The following is a 14,348-nucleotide window of genomic DNA, read 5'->3' as shown; positions in this document are numbered from 1 at the left end:
AAGCATCTGTGAGCAACGCTCATAAACAGGGAGCTGACAATGTTCAAGACCGTCGTGACACTTTTCCGCGGCAGCGTGGCCGCCGCGGGCGAGGAACTGGAGGACCGGACGGCCCTTCTGATCCTCGATCAGCAGATGCGCGATGCGGCCGCCGCCGTCGAGCGCAGCAAGCGGACGCTGGCGCTGGCGATCGCACAGGACCAGCAGGAGGGCCGCAAGCTCGAGGCGACCGTCGCCCGCATCGCCGATCTCGAGACCCGCGCGGTCGCGGCGCTCGACGGCGGCCGCGAGGATCTCGCCAGGGACGCCGCCGAGGCCATCGCGGGGCTCGAAGCCGATCGCGACGCGGCGATGACGGCACGCGCCTTGTTCGCGACCGAGATCATCAGGCTGAGGCGCCACGTCGCGAGCGCGCAGACCCGCATCACTGAGCTCGATCGCGGCCGTCGCCTCGCCCGTGCCTCGGAAGCGGTGCGCTCGCTTCGCCGCAGCGGCATCGAGGCCGCACGTCCTTACGAATCCACGCTGCCGGAAGCGGAGAGCACCTTGAGGCGCCTGCGCGAGCGGCAGATCGAGGCCCAGGCCGCCGATGATGCGCTGGTCGAGCTCGATGCGGCGAGCGGACCGCTCGCCACCGCCGAGAAACTCGCCGAGCAGGGCTTTGGCCCCCGGCTCAAGACGACCGCGGACGACGTGCTGGCGCGGTTGAAGTCCAAGCGCACGCCGACTGCCTGAACTCAGATCCCATCATCATTCGAACCAACAGGAGACGACCATGAACCAGAACGGCCAGCCCCACAGCAACGCCTGGGTGACCTTCACTTACGTGTCCTTCGCGGCCTCCGCGTTCCTCGTCGCCATCGGGATCTTCTTCCTGCCGATCGACCTCTGGATGAAGGGCTATCTCACCATGGGCATCGTGATGCTGATCCAGACCTGCATCACACTGACCAAGACGGTGCGCGACAATCACGAGAGCGGCCGGCTGATGAACCGCATCGAGGATGCCAAGGCCGAGCGCCTCTTGATGGAGGTTTCCAAGGCGGCTTGAGGAGAAGTGCAAGCTGACGCGGTGGGTGCCGGAGCATCCACCGCGCGGCTGATCCACATATCGCGCCTGCGAAATGCAACCGAGCCATGACGGATCACGCGGGCGCGCGCCCTTGCGAAGCGGTGGCGGCCGGAGCACTCTGCCCAGGCGGCGCACCAAGAACGCCGCCAATAAAGACTTGCTCTAAGATCTCGGCGAGGAAGCATCCATGGCGGTGACGCGGATCGACTGCGACATCCACCCGGCGGTTGGTGGCACGCGCACGACGCTGCTGCCCTATCTCAGCGATCACTGGAAAGAGCAGGTGGTGAGCCGGGCGATCGACGGGCTCGACCTTACCAGCTACCCGCCGAGCATGCCGCTGTCAGGCCGCGCCGACTGGCGGTCGGCCAATGGCGCCAGGCCGGGTTCCGATCTCGCCATGGTGCAGAAGGGCGCGTTCGACCAGTTGGGCGCAAGCCACGCCATCCTCAACGTGCTCTATGGTGCGCAGGCCGTGTTCGACGCCTACATGGCGGCCGACTTCTGCAAGGCCATCAACGACTGGATCGCCGCCGAATGGCTCGCGCGCGATTCGCGCCTGCGCGCCTCGATCGTCGTGCCGATGCAGGCGCCGGATCTGGCGATCGAGGAGATCGAGCGCCGCGCCGGCGACAATCGCTTCGTCTCCATCCTGGTGCTGGCGCAGGGCGAGACGCTGCTGGGCCGGCGGCATTTCTGGCCGGTCTATCAGCTCGCGGAGAAATACAAGCTGCCGCTCGCGATCCACGCCGGTACGCAATATCGTCAGGCGCCGAGCTCCGCCGGCTGGCCGTCGCATCGTTACGAATACTACTTCGTCGAGGCGCAGGCGTTTCAGGCACAGATCCTCAGCCTGATCTATGAGGGCGTGTTCGGCAAATATCCCGATCTCAAGGTCGTGCTGATGGAGTCGGGCGTGAGCTGGCTGCCGGCCTTCATGTGGCGGGCCAACAAGACCTGGCGCGGCGTGCGCGTCGAGGTGCCCTGGGTCGAGCGCGAGCCTGCATCGATCATCCGCGACAATTTCCGTGTCACCATGCAGCCGTTCGATGCACCTAGCGATGCGAAAAGCGTCGAGGAGATCATCGACCAGATCGGCTCCGAAAAAATGTTCCTGTTCGCGTCCGACTACCCGCACTGGCAGTTCGACGGCGACGACCCGATCCCGCCGAACCTGCCGAAGAGCATCATCGCGAAGATGTGCGTCGACAATCCCCTGGAGACGTTTCCGCGGTTGTCTCTAAATTAGATTCTGGAGGATCGCATGAGTGAGGTCATCGACCGTCCGTTGCGTGACGACGAAAAGCCTGCCGCGACGCGGCTGCGTATCGTCGATTGTGACGTCCATCCGAGCCTGCGCTCGACGGACGATCTCAACGAGTTCCTGCCAAGACGCTGGCAGCAGCATCTGAAGGAATACGGCAGCCATCTGCGCACGCCCTATCTGTTCACCACGCCCTATCCGCGGTCCTCGCCGCTGATCGCGCGGCGTGATGCCTGGCCGCCGACCGGCGGGCCGCCCGGCTCCGATCTTGATTTCATGCGCAAGCAGCATCTCGATCCGCTCGACGTCGAGTTCGGCATTCTCCAGGTGCTCGATCTCTTCATCTTCTCGCAGCAGAACCTCGAATTCGGGGCGGCGATCCAGCGTGCGATCAATGACTGGCAGCTGGCGTTCTGGACGCACCGCGATCCTCGCCTGAAGGCTTCGATCCTGGTCGGGCAGGACGGGACCGATCTTGCGATTGCCGAGATCGAGCGCTGCGCCAAGATCGGTGAATACATCCAGATCAACGTCTCGCCGCGAGCCAACGAGCCGCTCGGCCGCCGCCGCTACTGGCCGATCTACGAGCGCGCGCAGGCGCTGGATCTGCCGCTCGGCATCCATGTCGGCGGCTATGGCGGTCACGCGCCGACCGGCGGCGGCTGGCCGTCCTATTATGTCGAGGAGCACCAGTCCAACGCGCACACCATTGCCGCGCAGCTTGCGAGCCTCGTCATCGAGGGCGTGCCGGAGCGCTTTCCAAAGCTGAAGATCGTCTTCATCGAGGGCGGCTTCGGCTGGATCCCCTCGGCGGTGTGGCGCATGGACCAGCATTTCGAGCGGTTCCGCAGCGAGGTGCCGCATCTCAAGCGCAAGCCGTCGGAATATGTCCGCGAGCACTTCTGGTTCACGACCCAGCCGATCGACGAGCCGGACGAGGCCCGGCATCTGCGCGCGCTGATCGAATGGGTCGGCATCGACCGGCTGCTGTTCTCATCGGACTATCCGCACTGGGATTTTGACGACCCGCGCTTCGCCTTCAAGACGCCGCTGACCGAGGCTGAGCGGAAGAAGATCTTCAGCACCAATGCCCGCGCGGTCTACAAGTTCTGAAACCAGCATGGCCCGTCACATCGTCGCCCGCACCTCCGACATCCCGCCCGGCGGCAACAAGGTCGTCGACGTCGCGGGTCGCGACATCGTCGTGTTCCACGTCAACGGCGAGTTCTTTGCGCTTCTGAACCGCTGCCCGCACGAGGGCGCGCCGCTCGACAAGGCCGCCTGCGTGGCGCGGCTGACCTCGCCCGAGCCGGGCATCTATCAGCGCTCTCGCGTCGGCGAGATGCTGCGCTGTCCCTGGCACGGCTGGGAGTTCGACATGCGCAACGGCCAGTCCTGGTTCGACCCGAAACGCGTCAAGATCCGGTCCTATCCGGTCGCGGTGGAGCGCGGCGATGAATTGCAGAAGGGACCGTATGTTGCCGAAACGTTTCCGGTGCATGTCGAGGACAGCTATGTGATCGTCGAGGTCTGAAGTCATGCACCGTCATTCCGGGGCGTTTGCGCAGCGAATGAACCCGGAATCTCGAGATTCCCCGGTGCGCAAGTCGCACCTGAGGTCTGGTCCTGCGGACCATCCCGGAACGACATGTTGATAGAGCCGCGATCACCATCACGGATTGTGATTTCGACGCAGGTGCGATAAGCCTCGCCCGCATTCATGGCGGAGATGAGCTTTGTCCAAACAATCCCTGCGAGAGGAGGCCGAGCGCCTGATCCGCGAATCGATGGAAAAGAAGACCATCGTCGTCAAGCAGGGCGATACCCGGATCGAGGCGGTCTGCGGCAAGTGCGGCGCCCCGAACCGGGTGCAGGCGCCAAAAGGCCAGAGCCGCGTCAAATTCGCCTGCAAGCAGTGCGGGCACCAGCAGGAAACGCTGTAGGCCGCGGCCCAACCTCACCTCGCGCCATAGGCGCTCTAACCCCCTCATCCCGAGGAGCCCGCCATAAGCGGGCGTCTCGAAGGATTGAGGCCCCAGCCGGGCCTTCATGGTTCGAGACGCGCGTTCCGCGCTCCTGACCATGAGGGTCTGATAGTTACTCCCCCTTCACGAACTTCGCGAACGCATCTGCGTAATCCGGGTGCCAGCGCGACAGCGGCGGGCGGTTCTCCACGATATCGCCAGCCGCCCAGAGCATGCGCTTTTCGTCGAGGGCGCGGGGCACGTCGTTGTCCGGGCACAGGATGTAGAAATCGCCGGCCTCGAGCCGCGCGATCATGAAGTCGACGGTCTGCTCGGGGGTCCAGGCTCCCGCCGGCTTCTCGGTGCGGCCCTTGGCGGTGAGTCCGGTGAAGACGAAGCCGGGAATGAGCAGATGCGCCGTGATGTGGCAGTCTCTCGTGTTGCGCAGCTCATGCTGGAGCGCTTCGGTGAACGCCTTCACGCCGGCCTTCGAGACATTGTAGGCGGGATCGCCGGGCGGCGTGGTGATGCCCTGCTTCGAGCCGGTATTGATGATCAGACCGGCCTTGCGGCGCGCGATCATGCTGGGCGCAAAGATGCGCGAGCCGTTGACGATCCCCCACATGTTGACGGCGATGATGCGCTGCCAGTTGTCGGGCTCGCCAAACAGGGTGCTGCCGGGCTGGATGCCCGCATTGTTCATGAGGATATCGGTCCCGCCGAAATGCGCGCCCACGGCGCGTTCCAGTTCCTTCACGCTCTCGGCGCGGCTGACATCGACGACGAAGGTCATCACATGTGTGGCGGCCGTGACGGATGACAGTTTTGTTGCGGCCTCGGCCAGTCGTGTCTGGTCGACGTCGGCGATGCACACCTTCATTCCCGCACGTGCGAAGGCCATGGCAGCGGCGAGGCCGATGCCGGATGCGCCCCCGGTGATCACGGCGACGTTGCCCTTGGCGATGACAGGATGCGACATGGCTCATTCTCCGGGGAGGGGCGTCGAGTTCGGTCGAGCTATAACATGGCGTTCGCGCGACCCTGCACAAGTCGGCATGGGAGGTCTTCGTTCCACGCCGCCTTTACGCCTTTCCGGCACCGCTGTATTCTCCCTGACCTAACGATCCCGCCCAGATCGAACCCAATCAATCACCTGACAGGGAGTGCAGCCATGGCTGTGTCGCAGGCTATTCCGATCACGCGCCACCCGTTCGCCAATGGGTCCTACAAGCAGATGCTGATCGACGGGAAGTGGGTCGATGCCGCCTCCGGCAAGCGCTTCGAGACCCACAATCCCGCGACCGGCGAACTGCTCGCAACCGTCGCCGAGGGCGACAAGGAAGACATCGACCGTGCGGTCGCCGCCGCTCGCCGCGCCTTCGAAGGACCCTGGAGCAAGGTCAAGCCGTTCGAGCGGCAGAACCTGCTCCTGAAGCTTGCCGACCTCGTCGAGAAGAATTTCGACGAATTGTCGCAGCTCGACACGCTCGACATGGGCGCGCCGCTCAGCCGCACCCGTGCCTATCGGCTGCGCGCCGTCGGCATGCTGCGCTATTACGCCGGGCAGACCACCGCGATCCATGGCGAGACCATCGAGAACTCGCTTCCGGGCGAAATCTTCTCCTACACGCTGAAGGAGCCGATCGGCGTCGTCGGCGCCATCATCCCCTGGAACGGCCCGCTGACTGCGACGATCTGGAAGATCGGCCCCGCGATCGCGACCGGCTGCACCGTGGTGCTCAAGCCCGCCGAGGAGGCGCCGCTGACCTCGTTGCGCATCGCAGAGCTTGCGATGGAGGCGGGCATTCCACCCGGCGTCGTCAACGTCGTGCCCGGCTATGGCGAGACCGCGGGCGCTGCGCTCGCCTCGCACCACGACGTCGACAAGGTCGCCTTCACCGGCTCGCATGTCACGGGACAGTCGATCATCCGCGCCTCGGCCGGCAACCTCAAGCGCGTCTCGCTCGAGCTCGGCGGCAAGTCGCCGGACATCGTGTTCGCGGATGCCGATCTCGATGCCGCCGTGCCCGGCGCCGCGATGGCGGTGTTTGCCAACTCCGGCCAGATCTGCAGCGCCGGCACGCGCCTGTTCGTCGAGCAGTCGATCTACGAGGAGTTCGTCGGCCGTGTCGCCGAGTTCGGCAAGAGGCTGCAAGTCGGCAACGGCCTCGATCCCAATGTGCAGATCGGCCCGCTCGTCTCCGAGCAGCAGCTCGAGCGCGTCACCGGCTATCTCGACATCGGCCAGAAGGAAGGCGCGCGCGCGCTCGCCGGCGGCGGCCGCGTCACCGAGGGTGCGCTGTCGAAGGGCTTCTTCGTCTCTCCGACCGTGTTCGCGGGCGTGCAGGACAATATGCGCATCGCGCAGGAGGAGATTTTTGGCCCCGTCATCTCCGCCATCGCGTTCAAGGACATGGACGAGCTGGTCAAGCGCGCCAACAACACCACGTTCGGCCTCGGCTCGGGCCTTTGGACGCGCGACGTCAGCAAGGCGCATGCGGTTGCGAAGAGCCTGCGCGCCGGCTCGGTGTGGGTGAACTGCTACCAGGCGATGGACCCGGCCGTGCCCTTCGGCGGCTACAAGATGAGCGGTTACGGCCGCGAGTCCGGCAAGCAGCACGTCGAGGAGTATCTCAACGTGAAGGCCGTCTGGATCAAGACGGCGTAAGGTCTGTTCCCTCCCACGCGTTCCGCGGGAGGGAATATCTACTTTTGCGGGGGCGGCACCTTTTCCGGTGACCGCCCCTCGCTATATGATCCGCATCCTTCCATAGCCACTTTGGGGCCAGCATGAAATTTCCGGCGTTGTTCAAACCGTTGCAGGTCGGTCCGTACAAGCTCGCGCATCGCGTCGCGATGGCACCGCTGACGCGCATGCGCGCCGAGCGCGAGAGCTTTTCGCCACGGCCGCTCAACGCCGAATATTACGGCCAGCGCGCAACGGAGGGCGGCCTACTGATCGCCGAAGCTTCGCCCGTGCTCTCGCACGGCCGCGGCAACCCGGCGACGCCGGGCATCTATTCGGAGGCACAGATCGCCGGCTGGCGCAAGGTGACGGATGCCGTGCATGCCAAGGGCGGCGTCATCTTCCTCCAGCTCTGGCATGTCGGCCGCGTCTCGCATTCGTCCTTCCATGGCGGTGAGCTTCCGGTCTCGGCTTCGGCCATCGCGATCAAGGCCGAAGGCATGAAGGCGATGACCGCCGACGGCAAGATTTCCGACTATGAGACGCCGCGCGCGCTGGAGACCGACGAGGTCAAGGGCATCGTCGAGGCCTTCAGGCAGGGCGCGAAGAACGCGCTTGCCGCCGGCTTCGACGGCGTCGAGATTCACGGCGCCAACGGCTATCTGCTCGAGCAGTTCCTGCAATCGCGCAGCAACCAGCGCACCGATCAATATGGCGGGTCGATCGAGAACCGCGCGCGGCTTCTGCTCGAGGTCACGCAGGCCGCGATCGACGTCTGGGGCGCGAACCGCGTCGCCGTGCGGCTGTCGCCGCACGGCATCGCCAACGATTCCGGCGAGCCCGATCCGATGCCGCTCTACACCCATGTCGTGAAGGCGCTCGACAAGCTCGGTCTCGCTTATCTGCACCTCATCGAGCCGCGCTCCAGCGGCGCCGGCCGCGCCGACGTCCACTGGGAGAACGTGCCCTCGGCGATGGTGCTGTTCCGTCCGTTCTACAGCGGCGTACTGATGACGGCCGGCGGCTTTACCGGCGAGACCGCGAATGCGGCAATCGCCGACGGCCATGCCGACATCATCGCCTTCGGCCGCATCTTCATCTCCAACCCCGATCTGCCGCGACGCCTCGCGCACGACTATCCGATCACGCCGTATAACCGTGCGACGTTCTACGGCGGCGAGGAGAAGGGGTATACGGACTATCCGGCGTATGACGAACTGACGCCGGCGTAGGCGTTCTCTTCCCTCATTCCGGGCTCGATGCTTCGCATCGCCGCGGAATGACGAGCTTGATTTGTCGCGCGACCGTCAACACAATTTCCGTCATTGCGAGCGTAGCGAAGCAATCCAGAATCTTTCCGCAGAGGTGTCTGGATTGCTTTGCTACGCTCGCAATGACGACGGAGGGACCTACCATGGCCAAAGCCGCAGCCGCCGCAGGTATCGCCACTGGCCAATGCCTCTGCGGCAAGGTCACCTTCGAGATCGACGTTCCCGCGCGCTGGGCCTGGCATGATCATTCCACGGGTAGCCGCCGCGCCCATGGCGCGGCTTACGCGACCTATGTCGGCAGCTGGAAGAAGCGCTTTCGCATCACCTCCGGCAAGGCTGCGCTCACGCGCTACGAGGACAAGGCAACGAAGACTGCGCGCAGCTTCTGCTCGCATTGCGGCACGCCGATCGCCTACGAGCGCCCGCGGGGCCCGCACATGGTCAACATCCCGCGCGCCCTGTTCAAGGAGCGCACCGGCCGCCAGCCGCTCTATCACATCGCCATCGAAGAGCTCCAGGAGTGGGCCTATACCGGCGAGCCGCTGGTGCCGCTGAAGGGCTTTCCCGGTGTGGTGTGGCAGCGCTCGAAAAAGAAGAAGCGCGCTAGCGGCGAAGACCCTTTCGAGCTTGGCCGCGAGGAGGTGCTTTAGCCTTGGCGGCGACCTCAGTCTTCGCCGAAACAGCCTTCCGCGGCGCCGCTTTGCGTCCCGCCGTATTCGCCGCCACGAAGTCGAGCCCGCGCTTGACCCAGTTTTTCAGCTCGGTATCGCTCTGATAGCCGTCCGGCGCGACGCGCACGAAGCCGGTCATGATGCGCCCGCGCATTTCCATCGGGCTGGTGTGCGGCTCCTGCAGCATGCGTGCATGCGCTTCCGGGCCGACGCGGATCAGCATGCCGCCGCGCCCGCTGACCGTGCAGCACATGGTGTTGTTCACCATGAAGCAGAGGCCGCCCATCATCTTCTTTTCCGCGACGTCTCGCTGACCGGCCAGTAATTTGCGCACCCGCGCCGCGGTGTTCTCGTCATAGGCCATCGCGTCTCCCCGTGCAGGTTTACGCCCGAGCATGTTCCCAGCTTGCGCGCGCCGACGCAAGTCTGCCATGACGGCGCTTCCTTGCGTGCCTCGGCCAAGTTCGGCCATCATGCCTCCGTCCTTGCGGCAACGCCCGCTTCTGGAGGAAACATGAAGAACAAGATCACCGGCCGCTCCGCCTTTCTCGCGCTGCTCAAGGACGAGGGCATCACCCATCTGTTCGGCAACCCCGGCACCACCGAACTGCCGATCATGCATGCGCTGAAGGACCATCCTGATCTCAGCTATGTGATGGCGATGCAGGAGAGCCTGGTGGTCGCGATCGCCGATGGCTACAGCCGCGCCTCCGGCAAGCTCGTCGCCTGCAACGTCCATGTCGCGCCCGGCCTCGGCAACGCCATGGGCTCGCTCTACAACGCCCAGTTCACGGGCACCCCGATGATTTTGACCGCGGGCCAGCAGGAGCAGGGCCACGGCCTGATGGAGCCGGTGCTGTACGGCCCGCTGGTGCGCATGGCCGAGCCGCTGGTGAAATGGGCGGTCGAGGTGACGCGGCTGGAGGATCTGCCGCGCATCGTGCGCCGCGCCGCCAAGGTCGCGATGACGCCGCCGACCGGGCCGGTGTTCATCTCGCTGCCCGGCGACATCCTCAACAGCGAAGCCGGCATCGATCTTGGCCGCTCCACACGCATCGACGCGCGCACCAGGCCGTCGGACGAAGCGCTGAAGGCCTTTGCCGCGCGGCTGCTCAAGGCCGAACGTCCTGTCATCGTCACCATGGACGAGGTGGTCAAGAGCGACGCGCTGAAGGAGGCGGCCGAGCTCGCCGAGCTGCTCGGCGCTGCCGCCTATCAATCCTCGACCGCCTATGGCTCGCACTTCCTCTCGGAAAGCCCGAGCTTCGTCGGCACGCTGGCGCGCGTCCAGAAGGTCGCACGCGATACGCTCGCGCCCTACGATCTCCTGGTCGCGCTCGGTGGCGATCCCGTGCGCATGTCGGTCTATAGCGAAGTCGACCCGCTGCCGGACGGATTGCCGATTCTGCAGGTCGGCCTCGCCGACTGGGAGATCGCCAAGAATTTTGGCGCGGAGATTGCGCTGAAGGCGGACGTCAAGGAAACGCTGCGCGCGCTGCTTCCCGTGCTGAAGGAGATCGGCGGCGCGGCACTGGCGCAACGCTCAAGGCAGCGTCTCGCAGAGCTCGCGCCGAAGAACTGGAGCGCGCGCCGCGCCGCTTTGGCCGAGCAGATCGGCAAGAGCGCGGGGCGCACGCCGATCGATCCCGATTATCTGGTGCTGCACATGGTTGAGGCCATGCCCGAGAACGCCATTCTCGTCGATGAAGGCCTCACTTCCAGCCGCCAGATCACGAACCTGCGTCCGCACCGCGATCGCTTCGGCTATCACGGCCTTGCCTCGGGCGGCATCGGCTGGGGCCTGCCGGCATCGGTTGGCGTCAGCATCGCCAATCCGGATCGTCCCGTGGTGTGCTTCTCCGGCGACGGCAGCGCGATGTATTCGATCCAGTCGCTATGGACGGCGGCACATCACAAGCTGCCGCTCAACGTCGTCATCGCCAACAATGGCGGCTATCGCATCATCAAGCAGCGCCTGCTCGCCTTCCATGGCGACGACAATTATGTCGGCATGGATTTCGTCGACCCGCCGGTCGATTTCGCCGGCATCGCCAGGGCGCTGGGCTGCGAGGCGATCAAGATCAGCGACCCTCGTGAGCTGAAGGCGACGCTGTCGTCGGCGTTTGCCCGGCCCGGGACGAAGCTGATCGAGGTGATGGTGGACGGGAAGGTGTAGGGGGTCGCGCCTCCCTGCAGGATCGGTGCTCGCCGCACTCTCAGTCGTCAACACCCGCGAAGGCGGGTGATCAAGTATTCCAGAGACGGCGGTGATGGAGTCGGGACGCCGCGGCGTACTGGATGCCCCGGTCAAGCCGGGGCATGACAGAGAGTGTGAGGCTTCTACCCCGTCTTCCCCACCCGATACCCTGCCGCCGGATGCGGCGCGCCGAGCCGCGCGCGGCCATCGCCGAACAGCTTCTCCCGCAATGTGCCTTTTGCGTATTCCGGCTTGTACCGCCCGCGCCGCGTCAGCTCCGGCACCAGCATGTCGGCGATGTCCTCGAAGTCGCCGGGCGAGATCGCGAAGGCGACGTTGAGGCCGTCGACGTCGGTTGCCTCGAACCATTGCTCGATCTTGTCCGCGACCATCTCGGGCGTTCCAACCACCACGGGGCCGGCGCCGCCGATGCCGACATGCTCGATGACGTCGCGCACGGTCCAGACGCGATCGGGGTCGGCGCGGGTGACGTTGTCCATGGCGCTGCGGCCGGCATCGTTCTGGACGTGGCGGACCTGCTGGTCGAGGTCGTAGCCGGAGAAGTCGACGCCGGTCCATCCTGACATCAGCGCCAGCGCGCCTTCGGGGCTGATATGGCGGCGGTAGTCGGCGTATTTCTCCTTCGCCTCGGCTTCGGTCCGGCCGAGGATGATCGTCATCATCGAGAACATCAGGATCTCGGCCGGATTGCGGCCCAGCGCGGCGGCCTCTTGCCGGATTGCGGAGACGCGCGGTGCGATCACCTTGGCTGACGGTCCCGACATGAACACGCATTCGGCGTGACGCGCCGCGAACTGGCGGCCCCGCGGCGAGGTGCCGGCCTGGTACAGCACGGGCGTGCGCTGCGGCGACGGTTCGCTGAGGTGAATGGTGTTGTTGATGCGGTAGTTCGCGCCCTCATGATTGACGCGATGAACCTTTGCGGGATCGGTAAAGATACCGCGCTTGCGATCGCGCAGCACGGCATCGTCCTCCCAGCTCCCTTCCCAGAGCTTGTAGACGACCTCCATATATTCGTCGGCGATGTCGTAGCGGTCGTCATGCCCGGTCTGCTTGTCCTTGCCGGCGCCGCGGGCGGCGCTGTCGAGATAGCCGGTGACGACGTTCCAGCCGATCCGCCCCTCGGTGAGATGATCGAGCGTCGACATCCGTCGCGCGAAGGGGTAGGGCGGCTCGAAGGACAAATTGCTGGTGACGCCGAAACCGAGATTTTGCGTCACCGCCGCCATCGCCGAGAGCAGGAGCAGCGGCTCGTTCGACGGCGCCTGTGCTGCATTGCGCAAGGCTGCGTCAGGGCTGTTGCCATAGACGTCGTAGACGCCCAGCACGTCAGCCAGGAACAAGCCGTCGAAGCGGCCGCGCTCCAGCGTCCTGGCAAGGTCGATCCAGTAGGGCAGGCGGTTATATTCGGCGGTGCGGTCGCGCGGATGGGTCCACAGGCCCGGCGACTGGTGTGCGACGCAATTCATCGCAAAGGCGTTGAGCCTGATCTGCTTGGCCATGATGGTCCCCCGGCGCTCTGTACTGAGCGCTCTTCGAATGATAGACGTGCGCCCCAACTTGGCGAAGTTCTTGCATATAACTTGCGCTTGGCAAGGCCAAAATCAGCAGCACTGCTGCCCTTGGCGAGCCAATCTCAAGCGAGCAAGAACGAAATCCCAAGAGAATTACAAGAGAACTACAAGAACAATCCAAGTCCCCGCCACTTTCGAAGGCCGTCCTGTCTCGGGTAGGGTCCTTCCTCGAAGTCCGAAAAGCAAATCATGACCAGAGCCGACGCCATCGCCCGCGCCCGTGAGGATTTCAAATCGGGCGCGTTCCTCGCCGAACTCGACCGCCGCGTCGCCTTCAAGACCGAAAGCCAGAATCCGTCGCGCGGCGCCGAGTTGCGTGCCTATCTGGAACAGGAGATGCAGCCGGCCTTCGCTGCGCTCGATTTTCAAAGCCGTATGGTCGAATCCCCCAGCGGCAAGGCGCCGTTCCTGTTCGCCGAGCATCACGAGAGCGCGTCCGCCCCGACCGTGCTGATTTACGGCCATGGCGACGTCGTCGACGGCATGGAAGGCGAATGGCGCGATGGCCGCGATCCCTGGCGCACGACGGTTGCGGGCACGCGCCTCTACGGCCGCGGCACCGCCGACAACAAGGGCCAGCACAGCATCAACATGGCGGCGCTCCGCGCGGTGCGCGAGGCCCGCGGCGGCAAGCTCGGCTTCAACGCCAAATTCATCGTCGAGATGGGTGAAGAAATCGGCTCGCCCGATCTCGGCAAGGTCTGCGATCTCAATCGCGATGCGCTCAAGGCCGATCTGTTCATGGCCTCCGACGGACCGCGCCTGTCGGCAGATCGCCCGACACTCTTCCTCGGCTGCCGTGGCGGCATCCGCATCCATCTCGACGTGAATTTGCGCGACGGCGGCCATCATTCCGGCAATTGGGGCGGCGTGCTCGCCAATCCCGCGACCATTCTGGTCAACGCGATCTCGACGCTGGTCGATGGCCGTGGCCGTCTCCAGCTCGATGCCCTGAAGCCGCCGCGGCTCACCAACCAGATCCGCAGCTATCTTGCCGATGTGCAGGTCGTCCCGACCGAGGACGAGCCGGCGCTGGCGGAGAACTGGGGCGAGGAGGGATTGTCAGCGGCCGAGCGGCTCTATGCCTGGAACACGCTCGAAGTGCTGGCGATGTCCTCGGGCAATATCGAGAAGCCGGCCAACGCCATTCCCGGTCACGCCAATGCCGTGCTGCAACTGCGCTTTGTCGTCGGCACCAAGATCGACGGCCTGATCGAGGCCGTCCGCGCGCATCTGGTCGAGAAGGGTTTCCCGATGGTCGAGGTGCGGGCCGCACAGAGCTTTGCGGCCTCGCGTACCGATTTCGACAGCCCCTGGATCAAATGGGCGGCGGATTCGGTGCGAGAAACGACCGGTAAGGCGCCGGCGGTGCTGCCGAACTTCGGCGGATCGCTGCCGAACGACGTATTTTCCGAGATCCTGGGCCTGCCGACGATCTGGGTCCCGCACTCCTATCCCGGTTGCTCCCAGCATGCGCCCAATGAGCACATCCTGCTGCCATTGACCGAAGAGGCCTTGACGGTGATGGCCGGGCTGTTCTGGGATCTCGGGGAATTGCCCAAGCCTTTGACCTGAGCCACTGACCCTTAGCCATTAACCTGAGCCGCAAGCCAGCCGAAAGTCACATT

General features: G+C 65.0%; 14 protein-coding genes. 11 read left to right on the top strand and 3 right to left on the bottom strand.

Annotated elements, in window-relative coordinates; all coding sequences use genetic code 11:
* Positions 1-39 precede the first annotated feature (39 nt).
* From E4K65_RS18755 to E4K65_RS18730, 6 genes are all read left to right on the top strand, one after another.
* Positions 40-735: a PspA/IM30 family protein gene (locus E4K65_RS18755; RefSeq protein WP_135175429.1), complete on the top strand. Its 696-nt coding sequence runs from the start codon at positions 40-42 to the stop codon at positions 733-735.
* A gap of 40 nt (positions 736-775) precedes the next feature.
* The gene (locus E4K65_RS18750; RefSeq protein WP_135175428.1) at positions 776-1,051 is read left to right on the top strand and encodes a YiaA/YiaB family inner membrane protein; all 276 of its coding nucleotides are present in this window, start codon (positions 776-778) and stop codon (positions 1,049-1,051) included.
* Between the two features lie 208 nt (positions 1,052-1,259).
* The gene (locus E4K65_RS18745) at positions 1,260-2,321 is read left to right on the top strand and encodes an amidohydrolase family protein (RefSeq protein WP_135175427.1); all 1,062 of its coding nucleotides are present in this window, start codon (positions 1,260-1,262) and stop codon (positions 2,319-2,321) included.
* 15 nt (positions 2,322-2,336) lie between these two features.
* Positions 2,337-3,449: an amidohydrolase family protein gene (locus tag E4K65_RS18740; protein WP_135175426.1), complete on the top strand. Its 1,113-nt coding sequence runs from the start codon at positions 2,337-2,339 to the stop codon at positions 3,447-3,449.
* A 7-nt stretch (positions 3,450-3,456) separates the two neighbouring features.
* Entirely contained in the window at positions 3,457-3,870 is a 414-nt protein-coding gene (locus tag E4K65_RS18735) for a Rieske (2Fe-2S) protein (protein ID WP_167770937.1), read from the top strand.
* A gap of 202 nt (positions 3,871-4,072) precedes the next feature.
* The gene (locus E4K65_RS18730) at positions 4,073-4,279 is read left to right on the top strand and encodes a hypothetical protein (protein ID WP_135175424.1); all 207 of its coding nucleotides are present in this window, start codon (positions 4,073-4,075) and stop codon (positions 4,277-4,279) included.
* Positions 4,280-4,433: 154 nt separating this feature from the next.
* Here the strand turns inward: E4K65_RS18730 and E4K65_RS18725 are convergent, their stop codons facing one another.
* The gene (locus E4K65_RS18725; RefSeq protein WP_135175423.1) at positions 4,434-5,279 is read right to left on the bottom strand and encodes an SDR family NAD(P)-dependent oxidoreductase; all 846 of its coding nucleotides are present in this window, start codon (positions 5,277-5,279) and stop codon (positions 4,434-4,436) included.
* A gap of 192 nt (positions 5,280-5,471) precedes the next feature.
* Here E4K65_RS18725 and E4K65_RS18720 point away from each other — a divergent pair, with 192 nt between their 5' ends.
* The 3 genes from E4K65_RS18720 to E4K65_RS18710 all read left to right on the top strand — a co-directional run bounded on the left by E4K65_RS18720 (position 5,472) and on the right by E4K65_RS18710 (position 8,907).
* Positions 5,472-6,968, top strand: a complete 1,497-nt coding sequence (locus E4K65_RS18720) for an aldehyde dehydrogenase family protein (protein ID WP_167770936.1) — start codon at positions 5,472-5,474, stop codon at positions 6,966-6,968.
* Positions 6,969-7,090: 122 nt separating this feature from the next.
* Complete coding sequence (locus E4K65_RS18715; RefSeq protein ID WP_135175421.1) at positions 7,091-8,218, top strand: alkene reductase; 1,128 nt, start codon at positions 7,091-7,093, stop codon at positions 8,216-8,218.
* Positions 8,219-8,400: 182 nt separating this feature from the next.
* The gene (locus tag E4K65_RS18710) at positions 8,401-8,907 is read left to right on the top strand and encodes a GFA family protein (RefSeq protein WP_135175420.1); all 507 of its coding nucleotides are present in this window, start codon (positions 8,401-8,403) and stop codon (positions 8,905-8,907) included.
* On the opposite strand, the gene E4K65_RS18705 is transcribed toward E4K65_RS18710, so the two are convergent.
* Entirely contained in the window at positions 8,861-9,403 is a 543-nt protein-coding gene (locus E4K65_RS18705) for a TfoX/Sxy family protein (RefSeq protein ID WP_235885676.1), read from the bottom strand. The two genes, E4K65_RS18710 and E4K65_RS18705, sit on opposite strands and share 47 nt — an antisense overlap.
* 39 nt (positions 9,404-9,442) lie before the next feature.
* Between E4K65_RS18705 and E4K65_RS18700 the strand changes: the two genes are divergently transcribed.
* Entirely contained in the window at positions 9,443-11,104 is a 1,662-nt protein-coding gene (locus E4K65_RS18700) for a thiamine pyrophosphate-binding protein (protein WP_135175419.1), read from the top strand.
* Positions 11,105-11,268: 164 nt separating this feature from the next.
* Here the strand turns inward: E4K65_RS18700 and E4K65_RS18695 are convergent, their stop codons facing one another.
* On the bottom strand, positions 11,269-12,648 hold the full coding sequence (locus E4K65_RS18695; protein WP_135175418.1) for an LLM class flavin-dependent oxidoreductase: 1,380 nt from the start codon (positions 12,646-12,648) through the stop codon (positions 11,269-11,271).
* 261 nt (positions 12,649-12,909) lie between these two features.
* Here E4K65_RS18695 and E4K65_RS18690 point away from each other — a divergent pair, with 261 nt between their 5' ends.
* Positions 12,910-14,295, top strand: coding sequence for a M20 family metallopeptidase (locus tag E4K65_RS18690; protein WP_135175417.1), 1,386 nt, complete (start codon positions 12,910-12,912; stop codon positions 14,293-14,295).
* Positions 14,296-14,348 lie beyond the last annotated feature (53 nt).

The sequence above is a fragment of the Bradyrhizobium niftali genome, from assembly GCF_004571025.1.
GTDB classification, from domain to species: Bacteria; Pseudomonadota; Alphaproteobacteria; order Rhizobiales; family Xanthobacteraceae; genus Bradyrhizobium; species Bradyrhizobium niftali.
This window is presented reverse-complemented; position numbering and strand designations above follow the sequence as displayed.

Excerpts from the sequence above, each read along its gene's own strand:
- E4K65_RS18720 (WP_167770936.1), top strand. The coding sequence starts at position 5,472 with ATGGCTGTGTCGCAGGCTATTCCGATCACGCGCCACCCGTTCGCCAAT.
- E4K65_RS18715 (WP_135175421.1), top strand. The coding sequence starts at position 7,091 with ATGAAATTTCCGGCGTTGTTCAAACCGTTGCAGGTCGGTCCGTACAAG.
- E4K65_RS18755 (WP_135175429.1), top strand. The coding sequence starts at position 40 with ATGTTCAAGACCGTCGTGACACTTTTCCGCGGCAGCGTGGCCGCCGCG.
- E4K65_RS18700 (WP_135175419.1), top strand. The coding sequence starts at position 9,443 with ATGAAGAACAAGATCACCGGCCGCTCCGCCTTTCTCGCGCTGCTCAAG.
- E4K65_RS18745 (WP_135175427.1), top strand. The coding sequence starts at position 1,260 with ATGGCGGTGACGCGGATCGACTGCGACATCCACCCGGCGGTTGGTGGC.
- E4K65_RS18690 (WP_135175417.1), top strand. The coding sequence starts at position 12,910 with ATGACCAGAGCCGACGCCATCGCCCGCGCCCGTGAGGATTTCAAATCG.
- E4K65_RS18740 (WP_135175426.1), top strand. The coding sequence starts at position 2,337 with ATGAGTGAGGTCATCGACCGTCCGTTGCGTGACGACGAAAAGCCTGCC.
- E4K65_RS18705 (WP_235885676.1), bottom strand. The coding sequence starts at position 9,403 with ATGATGGCCGAACTTGGCCGAGGCACGCAAGGAAGCGCCGTCATGGCA.
- E4K65_RS18725 (WP_135175423.1), bottom strand. The coding sequence starts at position 5,279 with ATGTCGCATCCTGTCATCGCCAAGGGCAACGTCGCCGTGATCACCGGG.
- E4K65_RS18750 (WP_135175428.1), top strand. The coding sequence starts at position 776 with ATGAACCAGAACGGCCAGCCCCACAGCAACGCCTGGGTGACCTTCACT.
- E4K65_RS18695 (WP_135175418.1), bottom strand. The coding sequence starts at position 12,648 with ATGGCCAAGCAGATCAGGCTCAACGCCTTTGCGATGAATTGCGTCGCA.
- E4K65_RS18710 (WP_135175420.1), top strand. The coding sequence starts at position 8,401 with ATGGCCAAAGCCGCAGCCGCCGCAGGTATCGCCACTGGCCAATGCCTC.
- E4K65_RS18735 (WP_167770937.1), top strand. The coding sequence starts at position 3,457 with ATGGCCCGTCACATCGTCGCCCGCACCTCCGACATCCCGCCCGGCGGC.